The sequence below is a fragment of the Burkholderia sp. 22PA0099 genome (genome assembly GCF_047497165.1).
Lineage (GTDB): Bacteria > Pseudomonadota > Gammaproteobacteria > Burkholderiales > Burkholderiaceae > Burkholderia.
Map to the genome: position 1 here is coordinate 1,265,520 of NZ_CP163165.1, position 19,976 is coordinate 1,285,495.

General features: G+C 69.3%; 20 protein-coding genes. 4 read left to right on the plus strand and 16 right to left on the minus strand.

Annotated features, from left to right (window positions below):
• Window positions 1-120 precede the first annotated feature (120 nt).
• Window positions 121-1,308, plus strand: coding sequence for a glycosyltransferase family 9 protein (locus tag AB4851_RS21100; RefSeq protein WP_414451907.1), 1,188 nt, complete (start codon window positions 121-123; stop codon window positions 1,306-1,308).
• Window positions 1,309-1,369: 61 nt separating this feature from the next.
• Here the strand turns inward: AB4851_RS21100 and AB4851_RS21105 are convergent, their stop codons facing one another.
• From AB4851_RS21105 to AB4851_RS21115, 3 genes are all read right to left on the minus strand, one after another.
• Window positions 1,370-2,662, minus strand: a complete 1,293-nt coding sequence (locus AB4851_RS21105) for an O-antigen ligase family protein (protein WP_414451331.1) — start codon at window positions 2,660-2,662, stop codon at window positions 1,370-1,372.
• Window positions 2,663-2,873: 211 nt separating this feature from the next.
• Entirely contained in the window at window positions 2,874-3,716 is an 843-nt protein-coding gene (locus AB4851_RS21110) for a glycosyltransferase family 2 protein (protein WP_414451332.1), read from the minus strand.
• A 147-nt stretch (window positions 3,717-3,863) separates the two neighbouring features.
• On the minus strand, window positions 3,864-4,631 hold the full coding sequence (locus AB4851_RS21115) for a glycosyltransferase family 2 protein (protein ID WP_414451333.1): 768 nt from the start codon (window positions 4,629-4,631) through the stop codon (window positions 3,864-3,866).
• A 187-nt stretch (window positions 4,632-4,818) separates the two neighbouring features.
• Between AB4851_RS21115 and msbA the strand changes: the two genes are divergently transcribed.
• Window positions 4,819-6,603, plus strand: coding sequence for a lipid A export permease/ATP-binding protein MsbA (gene msbA, locus AB4851_RS21120; RefSeq protein ID WP_414451334.1), 1,785 nt, complete (start codon window positions 4,819-4,821; stop codon window positions 6,601-6,603).
• Between the two features lie 92 nt (window positions 6,604-6,695).
• Window positions 6,696-7,154, plus strand: coding sequence for an RcnB family protein (locus AB4851_RS21125; RefSeq protein ID WP_414442702.1), 459 nt, complete (start codon window positions 6,696-6,698; stop codon window positions 7,152-7,154).
• 90 nt (window positions 7,155-7,244) lie between these two features.
• Here AB4851_RS21125 and AB4851_RS21130 read toward each other — a convergent pair whose 3' ends face one another.
• From AB4851_RS21130 to AB4851_RS21150, 5 genes are all read right to left on the minus strand, one after another.
• Entirely contained in the window at window positions 7,245-7,883 is a 639-nt protein-coding gene (locus tag AB4851_RS21130; protein WP_414451335.1) for an FUSC family protein, read from the minus strand.
• Window positions 7,884-7,905: 22 nt separating this feature from the next.
• Entirely contained in the window at window positions 7,906-9,198 is a 1,293-nt protein-coding gene (locus AB4851_RS21135; RefSeq protein ID WP_414451336.1) for an MFS transporter, read from the minus strand.
• Window positions 9,195-10,178, minus strand: a complete 984-nt coding sequence (locus AB4851_RS21140; protein WP_414451337.1) for a PRC-barrel domain-containing protein — start codon at window positions 10,176-10,178, stop codon at window positions 9,195-9,197. The genes AB4851_RS21135 and AB4851_RS21140 overlap by 4 nt, the downstream gene beginning before the upstream one ends.
• A 340-nt stretch (window positions 10,179-10,518) precedes the next feature.
• On the minus strand, window positions 10,519-10,848 hold the full coding sequence (locus AB4851_RS21145; RefSeq protein ID WP_414451338.1) for a TfoX/Sxy family protein: 330 nt from the start codon (window positions 10,846-10,848) through the stop codon (window positions 10,519-10,521).
• Window positions 10,845-11,867, minus strand: coding sequence for a LysR family transcriptional regulator (locus tag AB4851_RS21150; RefSeq protein WP_414451339.1), 1,023 nt, complete (start codon window positions 11,865-11,867; stop codon window positions 10,845-10,847). The genes AB4851_RS21145 and AB4851_RS21150 overlap by 4 nt, the downstream gene beginning before the upstream one ends.
• A gap of 81 nt (window positions 11,868-11,948) precedes the next feature.
• Here AB4851_RS21150 and AB4851_RS21155 point away from each other — a divergent pair, with 81 nt between their 5' ends.
• Entirely contained in the window at window positions 11,949-13,169 is a 1,221-nt protein-coding gene (locus tag AB4851_RS21155) for an MFS transporter (protein WP_414451340.1), read from the plus strand.
• 80 nt (window positions 13,170-13,249) lie between these two features.
• Here the strand turns inward: AB4851_RS21155 and AB4851_RS21160 are convergent, their stop codons facing one another.
• From AB4851_RS21160 to purD, 8 genes are all read right to left on the minus strand, one after another.
• Window positions 13,250-13,552: a hypothetical protein gene (locus AB4851_RS21160; RefSeq protein WP_414451341.1), complete on the minus strand. Its 303-nt coding sequence runs from the start codon at window positions 13,550-13,552 to the stop codon at window positions 13,250-13,252.
• Between the two features lie 132 nt (window positions 13,553-13,684).
• The gene (gene rng / locus AB4851_RS21165) at window positions 13,685-15,154 is read right to left on the minus strand and encodes a ribonuclease G (protein ID WP_414442684.1); all 1,470 of its coding nucleotides are present in this window, start codon (window positions 15,152-15,154) and stop codon (window positions 13,685-13,687) included.
• Window positions 15,155-15,161: 7 nt separating this feature from the next.
• Window positions 15,162-15,806, minus strand: coding sequence for a Maf family protein (locus AB4851_RS21170; protein WP_414442683.1), 645 nt, complete (start codon window positions 15,804-15,806; stop codon window positions 15,162-15,164).
• 42 nt (window positions 15,807-15,848) lie between these two features.
• The gene (gene rlmH / locus AB4851_RS21175; RefSeq protein WP_414442682.1) at window positions 15,849-16,319 is read right to left on the minus strand and encodes a 23S rRNA (pseudouridine(1915)-N(3))-methyltransferase RlmH; all 471 of its coding nucleotides are present in this window, start codon (window positions 16,317-16,319) and stop codon (window positions 15,849-15,851) included.
• Between the two features lie 41 nt (window positions 16,320-16,360).
• The gene (rsfS, locus tag AB4851_RS21180; protein ID WP_414451342.1) at window positions 16,361-16,810 is read right to left on the minus strand and encodes a ribosome silencing factor; all 450 of its coding nucleotides are present in this window, start codon (window positions 16,808-16,810) and stop codon (window positions 16,361-16,363) included.
• A gap of 1 nt (window position 16,811) precedes the next feature.
• Window positions 16,812-17,537 (minus strand): nicotinate-nucleotide adenylyltransferase, encoded by a 726-nt coding sequence (locus AB4851_RS21185; RefSeq protein ID WP_414451908.1) that lies wholly within the window; start codon window positions 17,535-17,537, stop codon window positions 16,812-16,814.
• A gap of 28 nt (window positions 17,538-17,565) precedes the next feature.
• A complete protein-coding gene (hemF, locus tag AB4851_RS21190; protein ID WP_414451343.1) occupies window positions 17,566-18,492 on the minus strand; it encodes an oxygen-dependent coproporphyrinogen oxidase in 927 nt (308 codons plus the stop codon).
• Between the two features lie 149 nt (window positions 18,493-18,641).
• Entirely contained in the window at window positions 18,642-19,919 is a 1,278-nt protein-coding gene (purD, locus tag AB4851_RS21195; RefSeq protein ID WP_414442679.1) for a phosphoribosylamine--glycine ligase, read from the minus strand.
• Window positions 19,920-19,976: the final 57 nt, after the last annotated feature.

Consider the following 19,976-nt stretch of genomic DNA (forward strand, 5'->3'; position numbering starts at 1 on the left):
ATCGCGCGACGGCAATCGCTGTCTGGCCGGTTCGTTTCACGTCCGCCGCGCCTCGCGCGCGGCGTTACCGGATCGAGTGGCGTGCAAGCCTCGATCTTCCCCACTCCAATCATCGAAGCCGTGGCCGACCTGTTTCCCCCCGATCGCCCGCCCCGCAGCATCCTCGTCGTCGCCACGCGCCGGATCGGCGATGTGCTGCTGACCACGCCGATCGTGCGTTCGTTGAAGGCGCGCTGGCCCGATACGCCCATCGACATGCTGGTGTTTCGCGGCACCGAGGGCGTGCTCGAAGGCAATCCCGATATCCGTGACGTGATCGTCGTCGCCCAGCGCGCGAAGCTTGGCGAGCGGCTGCGCGATGCGTCGCGGCTCTGGCGTCGCTACGATCTCGCCGTCGCGGCGCTCAGCTCGGATCGGCCGCGTTACTACACGTGGTTCGCCGGCCGCCGCCGCGTCGGGCTCGTCGATCCGAATCGCGTCAATCTCTGGACGCGTTTCCTGCTGAACCGGATCGCGATCAACGATCACCAGCATGAACACACCGTTGTCAGCACGCTGGCGCTGGCGCCGCAGATCGGCGTCGCGCCGGTACCGGACGTGGTTGCGCCGGGCCTTGGCGGCGATCCGGCGCAGCGTGCGAAGTTCGAAGCGCTGCTGGCCAGCTCGCCGGCCGTGGCGGCCGGGCGGCCGCTCGTCGTGCTGCATCCGTTTCCGATGTTCGCTTACAAGCAATGGCGGCGCGACGGCTGGGTCGAATTGATCGACTGGCTGCGCGGCCTGGGCTATGCGGTCGCGCTGAGTGGCGGGCCGGCGCAGAACGAGCGCGATTACGCCGAGCAGGTGGCGCGCGGGGCGGGCGGTGACGTGTTGAATCTGGTCGGGCGTTTGTCGTTCGGCGAGAGCGCCGAGCTGGTGCGGCGCGCCAAGCTGTTCGTCGGCCCCGATACGGGGGCGACGCACGTGGCGGCGGCCACCGGCACACCCGTGGTGGCGTTGTTCGGGCCGTCCGATCCGGTGCGCTGGGGGCCTTGGCCACAAGGCTGGCGCGGCGCGGGCAATCCGTGGCCGCTGGTCGGCTCGGGGCGGCACGAGAACGTGCTGTTGCTGCAAGGTGAAGGGACCTGCGTGCCGTGCCGGCAGGAAGGTTGCGAACGCAACGTCGCGAGCTACAGCGATTGTCTGATGCAGATGTCGACGGCGCATGTCGCGCAGGCGGCGGCGCAGATGCTGGGCCTGCCGGCCGAGGCGGCGCGCACCGCGCCGTCGGCGATCGTCAATCCGATCAAGCTGGTGCGGCCGGCCGCGTAAGGCGGCCGGCCCGATGGCGCGTGTCGGCGGCAATACGCCGCCGCGCCGCTTATTCCAGCACTCAGCCGCGTGCGGCCGTGCCGCTGGCCGCCTTCGGCGCGCCGGGCCGGTAGCCGCAGCCGATCAGAATCCCCGCCAGCAGCACGAACATGTGGCCTTCGGCGAAATCGAGCAGCAGCGAATTCGCCGCGCTGCCGATCGCAAAGATCGTCAGCCAGGCCAGCAACAGATGGCGTGAGCGCGCATCGAGCGCGCGGCTGCCGCGCCAGACCTGCACCAGCAGATTGATGAACAGCGCCACGCCGAGCGTGCCGAGCTGCACGGCCATCAGCAGATATTCGTTGTGCGGATTTTCGGTCAACTGGCCATCGGCCAGCGTCTTGCCGGCCGACAGCTTCGCGAATTCAAAACCGAGGCCGCCCGCGCCGTAGCCCACCAGCGGCCGTTCCTCATACAGCCCGATCGCTCGCTGGTACCAGGCCAGACGCAGGCCGGTGGAGGTGATCGCGTCGGTCTGCCGGTAGGCTTGCACCTCGGTCACGACCTTCATCAGGCGGCCGCCATGCATCGTGCAGGCCACGCCGACCAGCGCGGCGGCCACGATAACGATCAGCGCGGCCGTCAGCGCCGCGAGGCGAGGCGAGCGATGGCGCAGCACGTTCAGCGTGCGCAACGCGATGACGGCGATCAGCAGCAGCGCGATGACCTGGCCGGTACGGCCTTGCAGCATCACGAACACGTTGACGAGCGAGAGCGCCGCGATCGCGCCGAACAGCCAGCGCGCGCGCGCGGTGCGGGTAGCCAGCATCATGTCGGCCGCCACGTAGAACAGCAGCGCGCCGAACATGCCGGCGGCGATGTGATTCTTGAACACCCAGGCGCGCGACAGCGGCAGCTCGATCTTGTGCGCCGGGCCGATCGCGGTCAGGCCGAGCCAGTTCGTGGTGGACAGCACGAGGATCGCCACCAGCGTTGAAAACAGGCTCCAGCGCACGATCGCCGGCCAATTCGGCGTGGCGTTGCGGAACGCGAGCACGGCGAACGGCAGGGCGAGGATCTTGTCGTACTTGCCGACCCATTGCCAGGCGTCGTGCGCCGGCGCGACCGACCACGCGACGCTCAGCGCCAGCGCGGCCAGCATCAGCACGCCGGCCAGCGCCGCCGGTTGACGCCACAGCGCGGGCAGGCCACGCCAGAATTCGGGCGCGCTCAACAGCGCGACGGCGAACAGCGCGCAGAACACGTTGGTCAGGGCGGTGGATACCGGCACCATGCACAGCGCGATGACGGCGAGGATGCGGGCGGCCGTCAGGCGCCGGGTGGCAGCGGGTGCGACAGAGGCAAACGAGGACATCGGCAGCGGAATCAGCAGGGGTTGGCAGGCAGCCGGGGCAGCGACACGCTACGGTGTCGGGTCGGGTGCCCTTGCGACGAAGTGCGGAGTATACGCGAGCGCCGTTGCCGCCCGGCAAATCCAAGGCCCGGATGTTGTTGCCCGGCTGCGTCAGGCGATTGCAAGGGGGCCGGGCGGAACCGGGCCGCCGCTCAAGTGGCCAATCGAGCGTTCAGGAAAACGCCCGCTTCAGCCGCGAGCGCAGCAGCGCGCGCTTCAGGCTGCCCTCGACGGGCGGCTCGCCCAGCGCCAGCGTCTGGCCGAGCGGCTGACCGCGGCGCAGGTAGAAGCGGTCGAACGTCGCCTGCGTCATGCCCCACTTGTTGAGGAACTGGCGGCGACCGTCGTTCTTGACGACCTTGCCCGTGCTCTTCTGCTGGAAGTGGTAAACGAGGCTGTCGCCGACACCGATGAAGATCCGGCAGCCCGCATCCCACATCTTCATCGACAGGTCGTTATCGCTGCTCATGCCCGGGCTCAGTTCGCTGCTGTAGCCGCCCACCCGGTGCCACCAGTCGCGATGCACGAGCGTCGGCGGCCAGGTCGCGCCGAGCCAGTCGGCACGCTTGAGGCTCGGGGTGGCGGCGGCGAGCGCGTCGAGGTCGAGCGCCTCGGCGTTGCGGCCGAGATCGCGCACCACCACGCACGGGTTGCCGGTGTCGCGCGGTTCGACCATCGTGCCCGACAGCATGAACAGCGTCGACGGCATCGCCTGCGCGCGCGCCAGCAGCGCGCTGTCCCAGCCGGGGCAGACGGCCATGTCGTCGTTCATGTAGACGATGTAGTCGCGCGTCGCGCGCGCGGCGGCGAGGTTCACCGCATGGCAGATGCCGATGTTGGTGGGCGACGCCGTGTGCTCGATGCCTTCCTGGCGAACCCAGTCGAGCGTGCCGTCCGAGCCGTCGTTGACGTGCACGATGATCTGGTGCGCGTGCGCGGAATGGCGGCGCAGGCTGGCCACCACGCATTGCAGGTACGGCAGGTTGTTCCAGGTCGGGATGATGATGGAGAACATGGCGGTCGGCTTCGGAAACGGGGGCGCGCGCGGTGGCACGGACGAACGCGCGTGGCATGCGGCGCGCGGCGGTGGCCCGCATTGTACTCGGCCGGCCGCGCGGGATCGAACCGGCCGTGCGGGCCGGGACGCTCGCCATGGCGCGGCTCAGTCGCCTAGCTTGCCCGCGCGTGGCGGCGCGCCGAGCTTCAGGAACCGGTAATAGACGGTTTCGGCATTGAACACCGCGATCATGAAGCCGGCGCGGCCGTCGAGAAAGCCGCGCCGCAGCACGTAGGTCCGCACGAAGGCCCACAGGCCGCGGCCCAGCGCCTTGCCGAAGCCGCCCTGCTGGCCCGCCGCGCGGCGCTGTTTGGCGCCGGCGCTCGAATAGGCATCGAGCTTGCGGAGCACCGATTCGAAATCCTCGTAGGAGTAGTGCAGCAGCTTGCCCGCGAGGCGAGCGGCCGGGCCGTCGTAAATCAGCCGTTCGTGCACCAGATCGTCGGAGAAGCGCGCGGTGCCGCGCCGGAACAGGCGCGGAATCCAGTCCGGATACCAGCCGCTGTGATGAATCCAGCTGCCGCAGAAGCTCGACAGGCGATCGACGGCATACATCTCGGCGCCGGGCGCGCGGATCGCCGCGCGAATCGCGGCGGCCAGCTCGGGCGTGACGACCTCGTCGGTATCGAGCGAGAGGATCCAGTCGGTCGACAGTTGCGCCAGCGCGCGGTTCTTCTGCGGGCCGAAGCCGGGCCATTCGGGTTCGACCACCACGCGCGCGCCGTGGGCGCGGGCGATCTCGACGGTGGCGTCGGTGCTGCCGCCATCGATCAGCACGACCTCGTCGGCGAAGCCGAGCGCGGCGAGACAGTCGGGGAGGCGGGCGGCGGCGTTCAGCGCGATCAGCGCGACGCCGAGAGTGGGTTCGGCCATGCGGTCGGTCGTCAATCGGAAGGGGGAAGCGGGTGTGCGCGAGTATACCTGTCGGCCCTGGCCGTGCGGCCGGGGCACCGGTTCGCGGCGGGCGGGAAGGCTATAATGGCCGCCATTTTTATGATGTACGGCGTATGGCCGCCGGGCATCGCGCCGCGCGCTGCGCGGCTTTGTCGAAGGACAGTCCTTGGAAAACCAGAACACATTGCGCAAGTCGATCGGAACAGGCGCCCACACATCGCCGCGGGCGGTGTTGCGCCGCCTGTGGCCGTATATCCGGCCGGTGCTGCTTACGCTGGTGCTGGCGATCCTGGCGATGGGCGTGGTGGCGGCCAGCGAGGCGGGCATCCCGGCGATGCTCAAGCCATTGCTCGATCACGGCTTCGGCGCACACAGCAGCGAGCGCGCCAAGTGGTTCGTGCCGGCCGCGATCATCGGGCTGGCGCTGGTGCGCGGGGTGGCCCAGTACGCGTCGAACTACCTGCTCAACTACGTCTCGAACCGGATTCTGCTGCAACTGCGGCTCCAGATGTTCGAGCGGATGATTCACACCGGCGCCTCGTTCTTCCAGCGCGAGACGGCCAGCACGGTCATCAACGCCGTGGTGTTCGAGGTCAACCAGATCCTCAGCGTGCTGACCGGCGTGATGATCACGCTGGTGCGCGACTCGCTGACGGTGTTCTTCCTGCTCGGCTACCTGTTCTATCTGAACTGGCGGCTCACGCTGATCGTCGCGGTGATCCTGCCCGGCATCGGCTGGCTGGTCAGCAAGATCAATCGCCGCCTGCGCCGCCTGAACCGCGAGCATCAGTCGCTGACCAACGAGCTGTCGTACATCGTCGAGGAGACGGTGGCCGGCTACAAGGTCGTCAAGATCCACAACGGCGAGCAGTACGAGATCAGCCGCTTCACCGAGATGAGCAAGCGCCTGCGCGGCTACGCGATGCGCATGACGGTTTCAGGCGGCCTCGCGCAGCCGATCACGCAGTTCCTGTCGTCGATCGCGCTGGCCGTGGTGATCACGATCGCGGTGGTGCAGTCGGCCAACGACCAGACCACGGTGGGCGGCTTCGTGGCGTTCGTCACGTCGATGCTGCTGGTGATCTCGCCGCTCAAGCATCTGATCGACGTGAACCAGCCGCTGCAGCGGGGCATGACCGCGGCCGAGCTGATCTTCGGCCTGATCGACGAACCGGCTGAGCCGAAGGGTGGCGGCCTGCCGCTCACGCAGGGGCGCGGCGAGATCGAATACCGCGACGTGTCGTTCGACTACGGCGCGAGCGAGCGGCCCACGCTCGACCGTATCGCGTTCACGGTGGCGCCGGGCGAGATGGTGGCGCTGGCCGGCCCGTCGGGCGGCGGCAAATCCACGCTCGTGAACCTGTTGCCGCGCTTCTTCGATCCGACCGGCGGGGCGATCCTGGTGGACGGCGTGCCGGTGGCCGACTACGACATCCATGCGCTGCGCAGCCAGATCGCGATGGTGAGCCAGGATGTGGTGCTGTTCAACGACACGGTGGCCGCCAACGTCGCCTACGGCGAGACGCCCGACCGCGAACGCGTGCAGGCGGCGCTGGAGGCCGCGAACCTGGCCGACATGGTGGCCGCGATGCCGAACGGGCTCGACACGCTGGTCGGCGGCAACGGCATGCGCCTGTCGGGCGGGCAGCGCCAGCGGCTCGCGATCGCGCGCGCGATCTACAAGAACGCGCCGATCCTGATCCTCGACGAAGCCACCTCGGCGCTCGACTCCGAATCCGAGCGCCATGTACAGGCCGCGCTAGAACGGCTCATGGAAGGCCGCACCACGCTCGTGATCGCGCACCGGCTGTCGACCATCGAGCGCGCCGACCGCATTCTGGTGCTCGAAGGCGGCCGCATCGCCGAGCAGGGCAGCCACGACGAATTGCTCAAGCGCGACGGCCTCTACGCGCACCTGCACCGGATCCAGTTCCAGCAGCAGGCCGCCTGAGCGTGTAACGCGCTGTCATGTCGCGCATCCGTCCCCATGTTAGGCTTGCCGCGCCGGTCGGCCATTCGGCCGGCCAACCTGGGAGAAACGACATGAAGACGTCACGTTGGCTGCTCGCGCTGTGGCTCGCCGGTTCGCTCGGATCGTCGCTCGCGTACGCGCAGCAACCCCCGCACGGCGGCGATCACGGCCCCGGCCCGGGCGGCCCCGGCGCGCAGGGCGATCATCACGGTGGTCCTGGCGGCCCCGGCGGCCATGGTGGTCCGGCGCCGCATCCGCAACCCCATCCCGGCCACGGTGGCCCTGGCGGCCCCGGTGGTCACCCGCCGCCCCCGCGCGGTGGCGAGCCGGGTGGTTTCATCGAAGGCCATCGCGACTGGCATCGCGGCGATCGCCTGCCGCAGGAATATCGTGACCGCCAGTACGTGGTCGACGATTGGCGCTCGTACAACCTGGCCCCGCCGCCGCGCGGTTATCAGTGGGTCGGTATCGGCGGCGACTACCTGCTCGTGCAGATCAGCAACGGCATCGTGCTGCGTATCGGCCAGTAAGCCGGGCGTGCTAGAACGCCGCGAGCCGGGAATCCGGCTTGCTCATGAAAAATGCCCGCTGGTGTCAGCGGGCATTTTTCATAGTGGAGATCAGTGCGGCGAGGGGGGCTCGTCGGGTGTGCCGGGCGGCGCGTTGGCGGTGTTCGATTCGGCGGAGGGCGCGAGCGCCGGCCACCACCAGCGCTCGATTCGCGCCTGCAAGAGGCACACCAGCAGCGCACACACGGTGCCGAGCGTCACCATGCCGAGCCGGATCAGCGGGATGTCCCACAGCGGCCCGTTGCCGGGAAACAGCAGCACGATGGTGGCGGTCACGCCGCCCAGCCGCGCCGCGCTGCCGACGTTCAGACACCAGCAGATCACGATAGTCGCGGCGATCGCCACCGCATAGGCGAGCAGATGCGTGGTGGTGTTCGCGCTGCCGAGCGCGGCGCCGGCGAACCCGAGCACGCCACCCGCCATCGCGCCGACGAACTGGTCGCGCGACAGGTTCATCGTGTCGGAATACTGGTGCTGGGTGACGGAGATCGCCGTCACGGCGGCCCACACGGCCTGCTCGGAGTGCAGCAGGCGGCCGATGCCGTAGGCGAGACAGGCGCCGAACACGGCTTGCAGCGCCATCGCCGTGCCTTGTCTGGCGCGCTCGCGCAGCGACATCCCCTTGAACAGCGTGGCGATCGACTGCTGGATCTGGCGGCGCGTGTCGTGCAGCGTGCGAATCGTATCCATGAATCCGGTGCGGGCTGGAGGGTCAGGCGGTTGCCGCCGGCGTGCCCGACGAACCGGACGAGTCGTCCGATTTGTCAGATTCGTCTGGCGTGTCGTCGCCGATGCCGGCATCGCGCGTCTCCGGCATGGCCGCGGCCACCAGCGCCACGGCGATCGCGCCGGCCGCGGCCAGCCCGAAGAAGCTCATGGTGTTGCCGAAGTGGTCGGCGGCGAAGCCGGCCAGCGTCGTGCTCAACGTCGCGCCGATCCCGGCCGCGAGCCCGAACAGCCCGATGCAAAGGTTGTAGCGGCCTTTGTCGCCGGCCACGTCGGCCGCGATCAGCGGCAGCATCACGCCGAACACGGCCGCGCTGATACCGTCGAGCATCTGCACCGGCACCAGCAGGTACGGGCTGCTGACGCCGGCGAACAGCAGCGCGCGTATCGGCAGCGCCGAGAAGCCGAGCAGCAGGATCGGCCGGCGGCCCCAGCGCTGCGCGGAACGCCCCACCCACGGCGACAGCATCGCGACGATCGCTTGCGGCACGATGATGCACGCCGCGATCACGAGCTGGACGTTGTCGCCCATGCCGGCCGTCACTTCGCCGGCCGCGAGGTTCAGCATCGCCGCGTTCGACAGGTGGAACAGCACCACGCAGGCCGCGAAGATCAACATGCGGCGATCGCGCAGCAGATGGAAGATCGTCTCGCGCGGCCCGTCGGCCATCGTGTTGCTGCCGCGACCCGGCGCCGGAGGCGGCGCGACCGTGTTGGTCGGCTGGATCATCGACAGCGCGATCAGCGCCGGCATGGCCAGCCCGGCCGTCAGCCAGAACACGGCGCGCGCCGAGATGTACTCGCCGGTCAGGCCCATCAGGCCCGCCGCCACCGCGCTGCCGATCGACGCCCAGCGCGCGTTGCGGCCGAGCCGGTTGCCGAGGTTGGCGCGACCCACCAGCGCGAACGAAATGGCCGCCATGGCCGGCGTCAGCATGCAGCTCGCGAAGCCGTGGAACACCTCGGCCGCGATCACCGGCACGATGGTCGGGCTGACGGCCAGCAGCAGCGCCGACAGGATGATCGCCGCGATCGCCCAGGCCGCCGCGCCCTTCTTGTTCTTCAGCGCATCGACGGCCGCGCCGCCCGGCACCTGGCTGACCATCGCGCTGATCGTGCCGATCGACAGCACCAGGCCGATCTCGCCCTGGGTCCATTTGTGGGAGGCGAGATAGGACGCGATGAACGGGCCGAAGCCCGTCTGCACGTTCGCGACGAAGAAGTTGACCCAATCGAGGGCGCGCAGGCTGCGCGGGGTGACCGCGTTGCCGCCGGTCATCGATTGGCACCCGTGGTGCTGGCCGCCGGTGCTTCGGCGGGCGGTGAAACGGCGATCACCGGCTTGTCGGCCTGGTAGGGCGGCGAGGCCTTCAACTGCGCGTCGGACAGGTCGAGCAGCGCGCGCAGCGCCTTGTCCTTGGTGGCGAAACGCAGCGCCGACCAGCTCGCGGCGATGGTGCGCCGGTCGGGATTCACGAGGCCGCCGAGGTCCAGCACGATGGCCTGCGGTTGAGCATCGCGGTCGATCAGCACGTCGACGATCCGGCCGATTTCCGCGCCGTTCGAGCGCGCGACGTCGGCATCGACCACCGGCAGCGTGTTCGGCGTGGCGTCGCCGTGCGACGAGCCGCTCAGCGAGATGCCCTTCGGCCGGTCGGCCGGCGGCAGCTCGCCCGCGGGCACGTCGAGCAGGATCGGCTGGTTGCGGCCGCCCGGCGTGAAGCGGAACAGGCGCCACGGGAAGCTGACCTTGCGGTCGCCGATGCCCATGAAGCCCTGCAGGTTGACGATCATGCGGTTCGGTTTGCCGGCGGCGTCGGCGATCATGTCGACCGCGCGGCCGATCACCTTGCCGTCGCGGCGGCGCACTTCGCTGTCGAGCAGCGAATGGAGCTGGTTGCGCTCGATGGTGCGGGTCTGGATCAGCGGCGGCGGGGGCGGCGGAGGCGGCGGCGCCGGTTGCGGCGGCGTCGGGCGCTTGACGACGCGCGGGCGCGGCGCCTCGCGGTGCGGCTTCTTCTGCGTGTCGGTGTCCTCGGGCGGCTCGACCTCGGAGGCCGGCTCGGGCGTGGCGATCGGCAGGCCCTGCTCGTCGAGCGTTTCGACCGCCGCGTCGACGATCGGCGCCGGCGCTTGCGGCGGGCGCAGCAGGCCGCAGCCGGACAGCATCAGCATCGCGACGAACGCAGCGGCGACGGGCGCGCGCGACACGGCGAATTTCGGAAAACGGATTGCGAGACGCGGAAGGCCGCCGCTCATCTACGGGAACTCCAAGGGCCGGGGCAGGCCGCATGGGCGGCGCTGCGGCGATTGAGGGTCGATGCCGTGGCGGCACCGCGCAGGGCGTGAGTTTAACCTGTGCGCGCGGCCTGCCGTCGAAAACGGGGGCGCGCCGGGGCACGGCGGGCAGGTCGGTGGCTTGCTCCGGAGGCCATTTCGAGGCCTGCCGCGGAGCCTGTTTCAAGGCCGGTTTCGGAGCCCGTCTCGGAGCGTTCTTGTCGGGCCGCTTCCGGGTTCGCTCGCGGGCCGTTCGCCACGCCGTTCGCGGGCACGCCGGCCTTGCCGCGCGCGGTCCCGACCTGCGGCCCGGCGCGCGCGTTCATTTCGGCGGCAGCGTCCGGACGAACGCCAGCGCCGCGTCGAGCAGGCGCCGCCGCACCGCGTCCTGCGCGCAGCGCTCGGGCGACACCCAGACCCAGCCCGCCATCGGCCGATCGCCGTTGCGCATCGGCTCGATGCCCTGCATCGCCACCGCCCAGCCCTCCTTGCCCTTGCCGAGCCGCACCAGCATGCCGTCGTGGCGCGCGGCGCACAGCAGGTTGCCGTCGGCCATCCAGGCCCAGCCGCCGAACATCGCGCGGCCCGTGATCCAGGCTTCGTCGCGCAGTTCGTCGTTGAGGACTTCTTCGAGACCGAGATCGCGGCTCATGCGGGCTTCCTTGGCGGGGGCGGGGCGGGTGTGCCGACGATGGTAGACGAAGCCGCGCCCGGCTGCGTATCGACGCGACCGTCGGCCGGGGCCAGCGCGGAGAATAGCTGCTCGCGCAGCCAGCGGTGCGCGGCGTTTGCCTCGTCGCGCGGGTGCCAGGCCGCGTTCAGGCCGAAACCGCCGACTTCGACCGGCAGCGGCAGCAGGTCGAGCCGGCTGTCGAAGCGTTCCAGGAAGCGCTCGGGCAGCGCGCAGACGCAATCGGTCGCCTCCAGTACCAGCGGCGCGAGATGGTACTGCTGAACCGACATCGTCACGCGGCGCGTGCGGCCACGGCGCGCGAGCGCGTCGTCCATGAAGCCGTGGAAGCCGCCGCCGTCGCTCGACACGATCACATGGTCGAGGGCGCAGTAGGCGTCGAGGTCGGGCGGTGCGAGGCCGCGCGGATGGCCTTTGCGTTGCGCCATGACGTAGCGCTCGCGCAGCAGCGCGCGCGTCGTCATGCCAACGGGAATCGCGAAATCGGCGGCAATCAGCAGGTCCGCCGAGCCGTTTTCGAGCCACGCGCCGGCCTGGTCGGTCGGTACCGAGCGGAACGCCAGCCGCACGTTCGGGGCGCGCTGCGCCACCCGCTTGACCAGATCGACGCCGGCCATCACGAAACCGTTGTCGCTGGCGATCACGTTGAACGTCCGCGCGTCGTGTTCGGGATCGAATCCAACCCCATGCGCGAGCGCCGCCTGCAGGCCTTGCAGGGCCGCGCGCAGCGGCTCGCGGATCGCCAGCGCGCGCGCCGTCGGCGTCATGCCGCGGCCGTGCCGGGCCGGCACCAGCAGCGGATCGCCGGTCAGCTCGCGCAGCCGCGCCAGTTGCGCCGACAGCGCGGGCTGGCTCAGATGCAGACGCGCCGCCGCGCGTGTCACGTTCGCCTCGTCGAGCAGGACGTCGAGCGAGCCGAGCAAGGCCAGATCCGCGCCGCGCAGCACCGGCTGGATATCCGTCATATCGATGGCTCCCATATTAATAATCGATTTCAAATATACCAAGCATGCCCGCAGACTGTCTCCGTGATCCTTTGACGAACAGGGAGCGGACAGGCCATGACTTCAAAAGAACCGGAGCGCCATGCGTTGCGCGCACTGGCGAGCGCCAATTTCGCCGTGGGGGCGATGTCCTACGGGGTGGTCGGCGCGTTGCCGGCGCTGGCCGGTGCGTGGCGGATCTCGCCGGGGCGCGCGGCACTGCTGATGAGCGCGTTTTCGATCGCGTTCGCGCTCGGTGCGCCGCTGATCCAGATCGTGGCCGGGCACGCGCGGCGGCGCAGCCTGCTGTTGGGTGGCTTGGCGGTGTTGATCCTCGCCACGCTGGCCAGTGCGTGCGCGACGAGCTTCGCCAGCCTGCTGGCGGCGCGGATCGTGGCGGGGTTGGGCGCCGCGGCGGTCACCCCGCTGGCCAATGCGATCGGCGCGGAGATCACGCCCGTGGAGCGGCGCGGCAAGGCGCTGGCCGTGGTGTTCGTCGGCGTCACGCTGTCGAGCGTGATTGCCGCGCCGCTGGCCGCCGTCATCGCGCATGCGTTCGGTTGGCGCGGCGTGTTCGTCGCGCTGGCCGCGATCGGGGCGGCCAGCGCCGGTTGGATCGCCGCGGCCGTGCGCGACGCGTCGCACGGCGAGCGGATGCGCCCGGCCGGCCTCGCGCGGCTGCTGGCGCGCCCGGCAACCGCCGCGGGGCTGGCCGTGATCGTGCTGCAGACGGCGGCGTTCTTCTCCACCTACACGCTGATCCTGCCGCTTGCGGCCGGGCGCTTCGGCGCGAGCGCGGCGCAGGGCGGCGTGGCGCTGCTGGTGTTCGGCGTGACCGGGATCGTGGGCAATCTCGTCGCGCAGCGTCTGTCGCAGCGGCATTCGGCCGAACGGCTGCTGACGATCGTGATGGGCACGATGGCGCCCGTGTTCGTCGCGATCGTGCTGCTCGGCGCGGCGGCCTGGGCCGACGGCGTGCGGCAGGCCGCGTTGCTCGCCCTGCTCGTGGTGTGGGCGCTGATGCAGGATCTGTTCTATCCGTCGCAGTTGCGTCGCGTGGTGTCGCTGGAGCCGGACTATCGCGGGATGGTGATCGCGCTCAATTCGTCGGGCATCTTTCTCGGCGTTTCGCTGGGCGCGGGGATCGGCGGGTGGGTGGCCGATCACGTCGGGCTCGGCGCGCTGGCGGCGGTGTCGGCGGTGCTGACGCTGGCGGCGTTTGCGGCGTTGAGGCTGTCGCAGCGCCAGGTGATGCGGGGCGGTTCGGCGCGGGGGGCGTGCGGCGTGTCGGCGCGCTGACGCAGCAGCGAGGAAAGCAACGCGGCCGGCATTCGATCGCGAATGCCGGCCGCGTTGCTTTGAATGAAGCGATTAGCGGCTCAGTAGCCGTGCGTGACGAGCGACAGCACCGATAGATCCGCATGCGAGCCATCGACGATCATGCTGCCCACCCGCTTCGCGTCGCGAATCGCTTCGTCGGCGGTGGCGAAGCTTTCCTCGCCGTTCGGATGAAACGGCACCGTGTGCCCGGGCAGCGCCGGGCTGGCGCCCGGATGGCAGACATAGCCGATGTAGGTATGCCGGTTCGCTACCGCCGTGGCGGGGCGGACCGTAACGTGGATTTCGTAGCCTTCGTAGGGGATCGTTTCGATCCGGGGCGGGACCTCGAGCGTTGCCGTCATGATGGCCTCCGTGTCGCCGCAGGCGATGCGTGGGTGTCACGCACCGGGCCCGCGAAACGCTGCGTTGAGGTTTTCATTCTAGGTGAGGAAAAAGGGGGCGGCGTTTTCCCGTTCGACGGGGCTGTGCAGCACCTACATCAGCACGATGTCGTACTGCTCCTGGCTCAAATTCGACTCCACCTGCAGCGACACCGGCTTGCCGATGAAATCGATCAGCATCGCCAGATGCTGCGATTCCTCGTCGAGGAACAGGTCGATCACCTGCTGCGACCCGATCACGCGGAACTCGCGCGGGTTGAACTGCCGCGATTCGCGCAGGATCTCGCGCAGCACGTCGTAGCACACCGTGCGCGGCGTCTTCACCTGCCCCTTGCCCTGGCAGGTCGGGCAGGGTTCGCACAGCACGTGCGCCAGCGATTCGCGGGTGCGCTTGCGCGTCATCTCCACCAGCCCCAACTGCGAGAAGCCGTTCACCGTCACGCGCGTGCGGTCGCGCGACAGCGCCTTCTTCAACTCGCCGAGCACGGCGTCGCGATGCTCGGCGTTCTCCATGTCGATGAAGTCGATGATGATGATCCCGCCCAGATTGCGCAGCCGCAATTGCCGCGCGATCGTATGCGCGGCCTCGAGATTGGTCTTGAAGATCGTGTCGTCGAAGTTGCGCGCGCCAACGTAGCCGCCGGTGTTGACGTCGATCGTCGTCATCGCCTCGGTCTGATCGATCATCAGGTAGCCGCCCGACTTCAGATCCACACGGCGCGACAGCGCCCGCTGAATCTCGGTCTCGATGTTGTAGAGATCGAACAGCGGCCGCTCGCCGGTGTAGTGATGCAGGCGCGCGCTGACGGCGGGCGTGAATTCGCCCGCGAACGTCGACAGCCGCGCGAAGGTTTCGCGCGAATCGATCTGGATTTTCGAGGTGTCGTCGTTCGCGAAATCGCGCAGCACGCGCTGCGCGAGGTCGAGATCCTGGTAAAGCAGGCTGGTGGCCGGCAGCCGCTGCGCCTGCGCGACGATGGTCGCCCAGGTCTTGCGCAGGTAGGTCACGTCGGCGCCCAGCTCCTCGCCGCTGGCGTCCTCGGCGATGGTCCGCACGATGTAGCCGCCTTTCTCCTCGGGCGGGATCACGGCGGTCAGCCGCGCCCGCACGGCCTCGCGCTCGGCCTCGCTCTCGATCTTCTGCGAGATGCCGATATGCGGCTCCTGCGGCAGGTAGACCAGCGTGCGCCCGGCGATGCTGACCTGGGTGGACAGCCGCGCGCCCTTGGTGCCGATCGGATCCTTGATCACCTGCACCATCAGCGTCTGGCCTTCGAACACGATCTTCTCGATCGGCGGATGCGGCACGCTGCCGTGCGGGTCGCCCGGCGGGCGCGGTTGCCAGATGTCGGCCACGTGCAGGAACGCGGCGCGCTCCAGGCCGATGTCGATGAACGCCGATTGCATGCCGGGCAGCACCCGCACGACCTTGCCGAGATAGATGTTCCCGACGCGGCCGCGCGACAGCGTGCGCTCCACATGAAGCTCCTGCACCGCGCCTTGCTGCACGAGCGCGACCCGCGTTTCCTGCGGGGTGAGATTGATCAGGATTTCTTCGTTCATGGCGGGCTCAGAAAACGACACGCGCCGCGCGCAGCAGCGCGGCGGTTTCAAATAGGGGCAGACCCATGATACCGGAATGCGATCCGTCGATTCGCTCGACAAACTCCGCCGCGCGGCCCTGGATCGCATACGCGCCGGCCTTGCCGAACGGCTCGCCGCTGGCCACGTAGCGCGCCAGCGCCTCGGCGCCGACCGGCCCGAACTGCACGGTCGAGCGCGACAGGGCCGGCATCAACGGGGTGCCGTCGGCGTCGACCACGGCCAGCGCGGTCAGTACTTCATGGGTGCGGCCGGCCAGGCGCGCGAGCATCGAGAGTGCATCGTCGGCGCTGGCGGGTTTGCCGAGGATGCTGCCGTCGATTGTCACGGTGGTGTCCGCCACCAGCACGGGCGCGGCGGGCAGGGCGCTGGTGACGAGCCGGGCGCGCGCCGCATCGGCCTTCGCGGCGCATACGCGCACCACGTAGTCGGCCGCCGATTCGCCGGGCAGCTCGGCCTCGAGCGACTCGGCATCCTCGTCGGGACGCGGCAGCAGCAATTCGAAGCGGATGCCGAGCTGGCTCAGCAATTCCTGCCGGCGCGGGCTTTGCGAGGCGAGATAGACGAACGGGTAGGTCGTGTCGGGCAGGAGGCGGCGATCGGACATCGTCATGGTTCTCGTGGTGGGCACATGACGGCGCGCGAACGCGGCGCGTCATGCGCGGTGGTAGGGGTGATTCTGCGTGATGCTCCACGCGCGGTAAAGCTGCTCGGCGAGCAACACGCGCACCATGCCGTGCGGCAGCGTGAGGCTGGAGATCCGCAGCAGCATGTCGGCGCGCGCCTTGAACTCGGGGTCGAGCCCGTCCGCGCCGCCGATCACGAACGCGACGTCGCGCCCGTCCTGCTGCCAGCCCGGCAGCGCCTGCGCGAGCTGCATCGAGGTCCAGTCGCGGCCGCGCTCGTCGAGCGCGACGATGCGCGCGCTCTTCGGCAGCGCCGCTTCGATCCGGGTCTTCTCGGCAGCCATCACGCTTTCGGCGCTGCGGCCACCCGAGCGCAACTCGGGCTTGATCTCGCGTAGCTCGATACGCAACTCGGGCGGCATGCGCTTCGCGTATTCGTCGAACCCGTCCGACACCCAGCCGGGCATCTTGTGGCCGACGGCGACGATATGCAGCTTCATGGGTGCGAACTCACTTCCAACGCTTCACGTACGCCCACGCCTCAGCTGCGGCGCAGGTGGCCGCCCTTGCGAGCCGGCTTGGCGGTCGGATCGTCCTCGCCGTCCTCGTCTTCATCGACGGAGACCGACGCGCCCGCCGGGCCGCTGCCGGCAAGCTTCATGCGCACCGGCTTCTCGCCCCAGATTTCCTCGAGGCGGTAGTACTGGCGCAGTGCCGGCTGAAGGACGTGGACCACGGCGTCGCCGCAGTCGACCAGCACCCATTCGCCGGTGTCCTCGCCTTCCGAGCTGATGATCTCGCCGCCGGCTTCCTTGACCGATTCGCGCACGCTGTTGGCGAGCGCCTTGGTCTGGCGGTTCGAGGTGCCGCTCGCGATGATCACGCGGTCGAACAGATCGGTGAGGTGGCTGGTGTTGAACACCTTGATGTCTTGCGCTTTGACGTCTTCGAGGGCGTCGACGATCACGCGCTGCAGTTTGCGAATATCCATGTCAGGAATGGTAGAGACGATGTTGAAGAATATAGGCCCAGACGGCGGCCGGGACGTGCTCGGCCTCCGCGTCGGGGACTTGCGCGCGGCGCGCGATGCACTCGCGCAGGTGGGTACGGATATCGGTGGCGGCGATATCGAATGCGAGCGTGGTATCGACCAGCACGCGGCCGGCCGGGCTGGACTGCAATGCCGCCGCATCGGCGCGGCGTGACTCGATCTGGGCGGCCACCACGGGCGGCGCGGCGCTCAGGTCGAAGCCCGGGCGCGTGGCGACGCACACGTGCGCCAGTTCGAACAGCAATTTCCAATCGCGCCAGGTGTCGAGCCGCACCAGTTGATCGGCGCCGATCACGAACGACAGCGAGGCGTGCGGACCGACGCGCTCGCGCCAGCGCGCCAGCGTTTCCGCCGTGTAGGTCGCGCCGGTGTGCTCGATCTCGTCCGGCGCGACGGTGATGGTCACGCCGGGACGCGCCAGCGACGGCGCGGCGGCGCGCGTCATGGCGAGCCGGTGCTCGGCCGCCGACACGTCGCGCTTCTGGTAAGGCTGGCCGGCCGGCATCAGCACCAGTTCGGTCAGCGCCAGCACGTCGGCGAACCGCCGCGCCAGCGCGAGGTGGCCGTCGTGGATCGGGTCGAACGTGCCGCCGAGGATGGCGACCCGGTGCGGCAGCGGGTTCGGTCGGGCTTGAGTGTCCAGGACGCGTCCTTTGCTTGCGGTCAGGGCTTAGGGTTCATGATGGGCGCGCGGCTTACAGCCAGTCGCGCGGCACCAGGAAATCGCTGTAAAGACGTGCTTCCGGCGTGCCCGGTTCGGGCTGCCAGTCGTAGCGCCAATGGGCGGCGGGCGGCATCGACATCAGGATCGACTCGGTGCGGCCGCCGCTTTGCAGGCCGAACAGCGTGCCGCGGTCGAACACCAGGTTGAACTCGACGTAGCGGCCGCGCCGGTAAGCCTGGAACTCGCGCTCGTGCTCGCCGTAAGGCGTGTCGCGGCGGCGCTCGCAGATCGGCAGGTAGGCGCCGAGGAACGCATCGCCCACCGCCTGCATGATCTCGAACGACTGCTCGAAGCCCGGCTCCGCGAGATCGTCGAAGAAGATCCCGCCGATGCCGCGCGTTTCGTTGCGGTGCTTGAGGAAGAAATACTCGTCGCACCAGCGCTTGAAGCTCGGGTAATACGTATCGCCGAACGGCGCCAGCGCATCGCGGCAGGCCGCGTGGAAATGGCGCGCGTCGTCCTCATAGCCGTACACGGGCGTCAGGTCCATGCCGCCGCCGAACCAGAAGATCGGCGCCTCGCCGGCCTTGGTCGCCACGAACATGCGCACGTTCAGGTGCACGGTCGGGCAATGCGGGTTGCGCGGATGCAGCACGAGCGACACGCCGAGCGCCTCGAAGCCGCGCCCGGCCAGTTGCGGGCGCGCCGCGCTGGCCGACGGCGGCAACGCGTCGCCGGAAACATCCGAGAAACCGATGCCGGCGCGCTCGAAGAACCGGCCGCCTTCGAGAATGCGCGTGCAGCCGCCGCCGCGCAGGCGCTCTTCCGGGCCGCGCCGCCACGCGTGCGTCGCGAGCGGGGCGCCGTCAAACGCGCCGAGCGCGTCGGCGATGCGGGCTTGCAGGCCTTCGAGATAGGCACGTACGCGGTTCGCGTCGAAATTCGATTCGGTGGTCATGACTTGGGAAAGAGGGCGCGGCTCGCGCGTTTCGCTCGGGCGCCGATTGCCGGGATTGTAGACCTTCCGGCCTCGGTGCCCCGGCGCCGGGCGGCGCACCATGAAAAACGCCGCCCGGCGCATGCGCACCGGGCGGCGGCCAAGCGGGTTCAGCCCTGCTTGCGGTTCAGCGCGCGATGGCCGATGTCGCGGCGGTACTGCATGCCTTCGAAGTTGATCTGGTTGATCGCGTCGTAGGCGGCCTGCTGCGCGCCGCGCACCGAATCCGACAGCCCGACCACGCACAGCACGCGGCCGCCCGACGTGACGAGCTTGTCGCCATCGTAGGTCGTGCCGGCGTGGAACGTGACCGCATGGCCGTTTTCATCGGGGATGCCGTTGATGCGATCGCCCTTGCGCGGCGAATCCGGGTAGCCGTGGGCAGCCAGCACCACGCCGAGCGCGGTGCGGCGGTCCCATTCGAGCTCGACCGTGTCGAGCGTGCCCGCGATCGCCTGTTCGACGACCTTCGAGAAATCGCTCTTCAGGCGCGCCATGATCGGCTGGGTTTCGGGGTCGCCCATGCGGCAGTTGAATTCGAGCGTGCGCGGGTTGCCGTCCTTGTCGATCATCAGGCCCGCATACAGGAAGCCGGTGAAGCGGATGCCGTCGTTTTCCATGCCGCGCACCGTCGGCATGATGATTTCGCGCATCACGCGGGCGTGCATCTGCGGCGTGACGATCGGCGCGGGCGAGTAGGCCCCCATGCCGCCCGTATTGGGGCCGCGGTCGCCGTCGAGCAGGCGCTTGTGATCCTGGCTCGAAGCCAGCGCCAGCGCATGCTTGCCGTCCACCATGACGATGAAGCTGGCCTCCTCGCCGTCGAGGAATTCCTCGATCACCACGCGCGCGCCGGCGTCGCCGAGCTTGTTGCCCGACAGCATCATGTCGACGGCTTCATGCGCTTCTTCCAGCGACATCGCCACCACCACGCCCTTGCCGGCGGCCAGGCCGTCGGCCTTGATGACGATCGGCGCGCCCTTGGCGTCGATATAGGCGTGCGCGGGAGCCGCTTCGGTGAAGGTTTCGTACTCGGCCGTGGGGATGCCGTGGCGCTTCATGAACGCCTTGGCGAAATCCTTCGAGCTTTCGAGCTGGGCCGCTTCCCGGGTCGGGCCGAACACCTTGAGTCCGCGCTGACGGAAGTGGTTGACGATGCCGGCCGCGAGCGGCGCTTCCGGGCCGACCAGCGTGAACGCGACCTGCTCGGCTTCGGCGAAATCGGCCAGATCGTCGAGCGAGGTCAGATCGATGTTCTTCAGGCGCGCGTCCTGCGCGGTGCCGCCGTTGCCGGGCGCGACGTAGACGGTCTGAACGCGCGGCGACTGGGCGAGTTTCCAGGCGAGCGCATGTTCGCGGCCGCCGGAACCGACGACGAGTAATTTCATGGGAATCCCCGCAGACTAGAAAATGGGGCGGCCGGCGCGCATCGAGCGGGCCGGCCG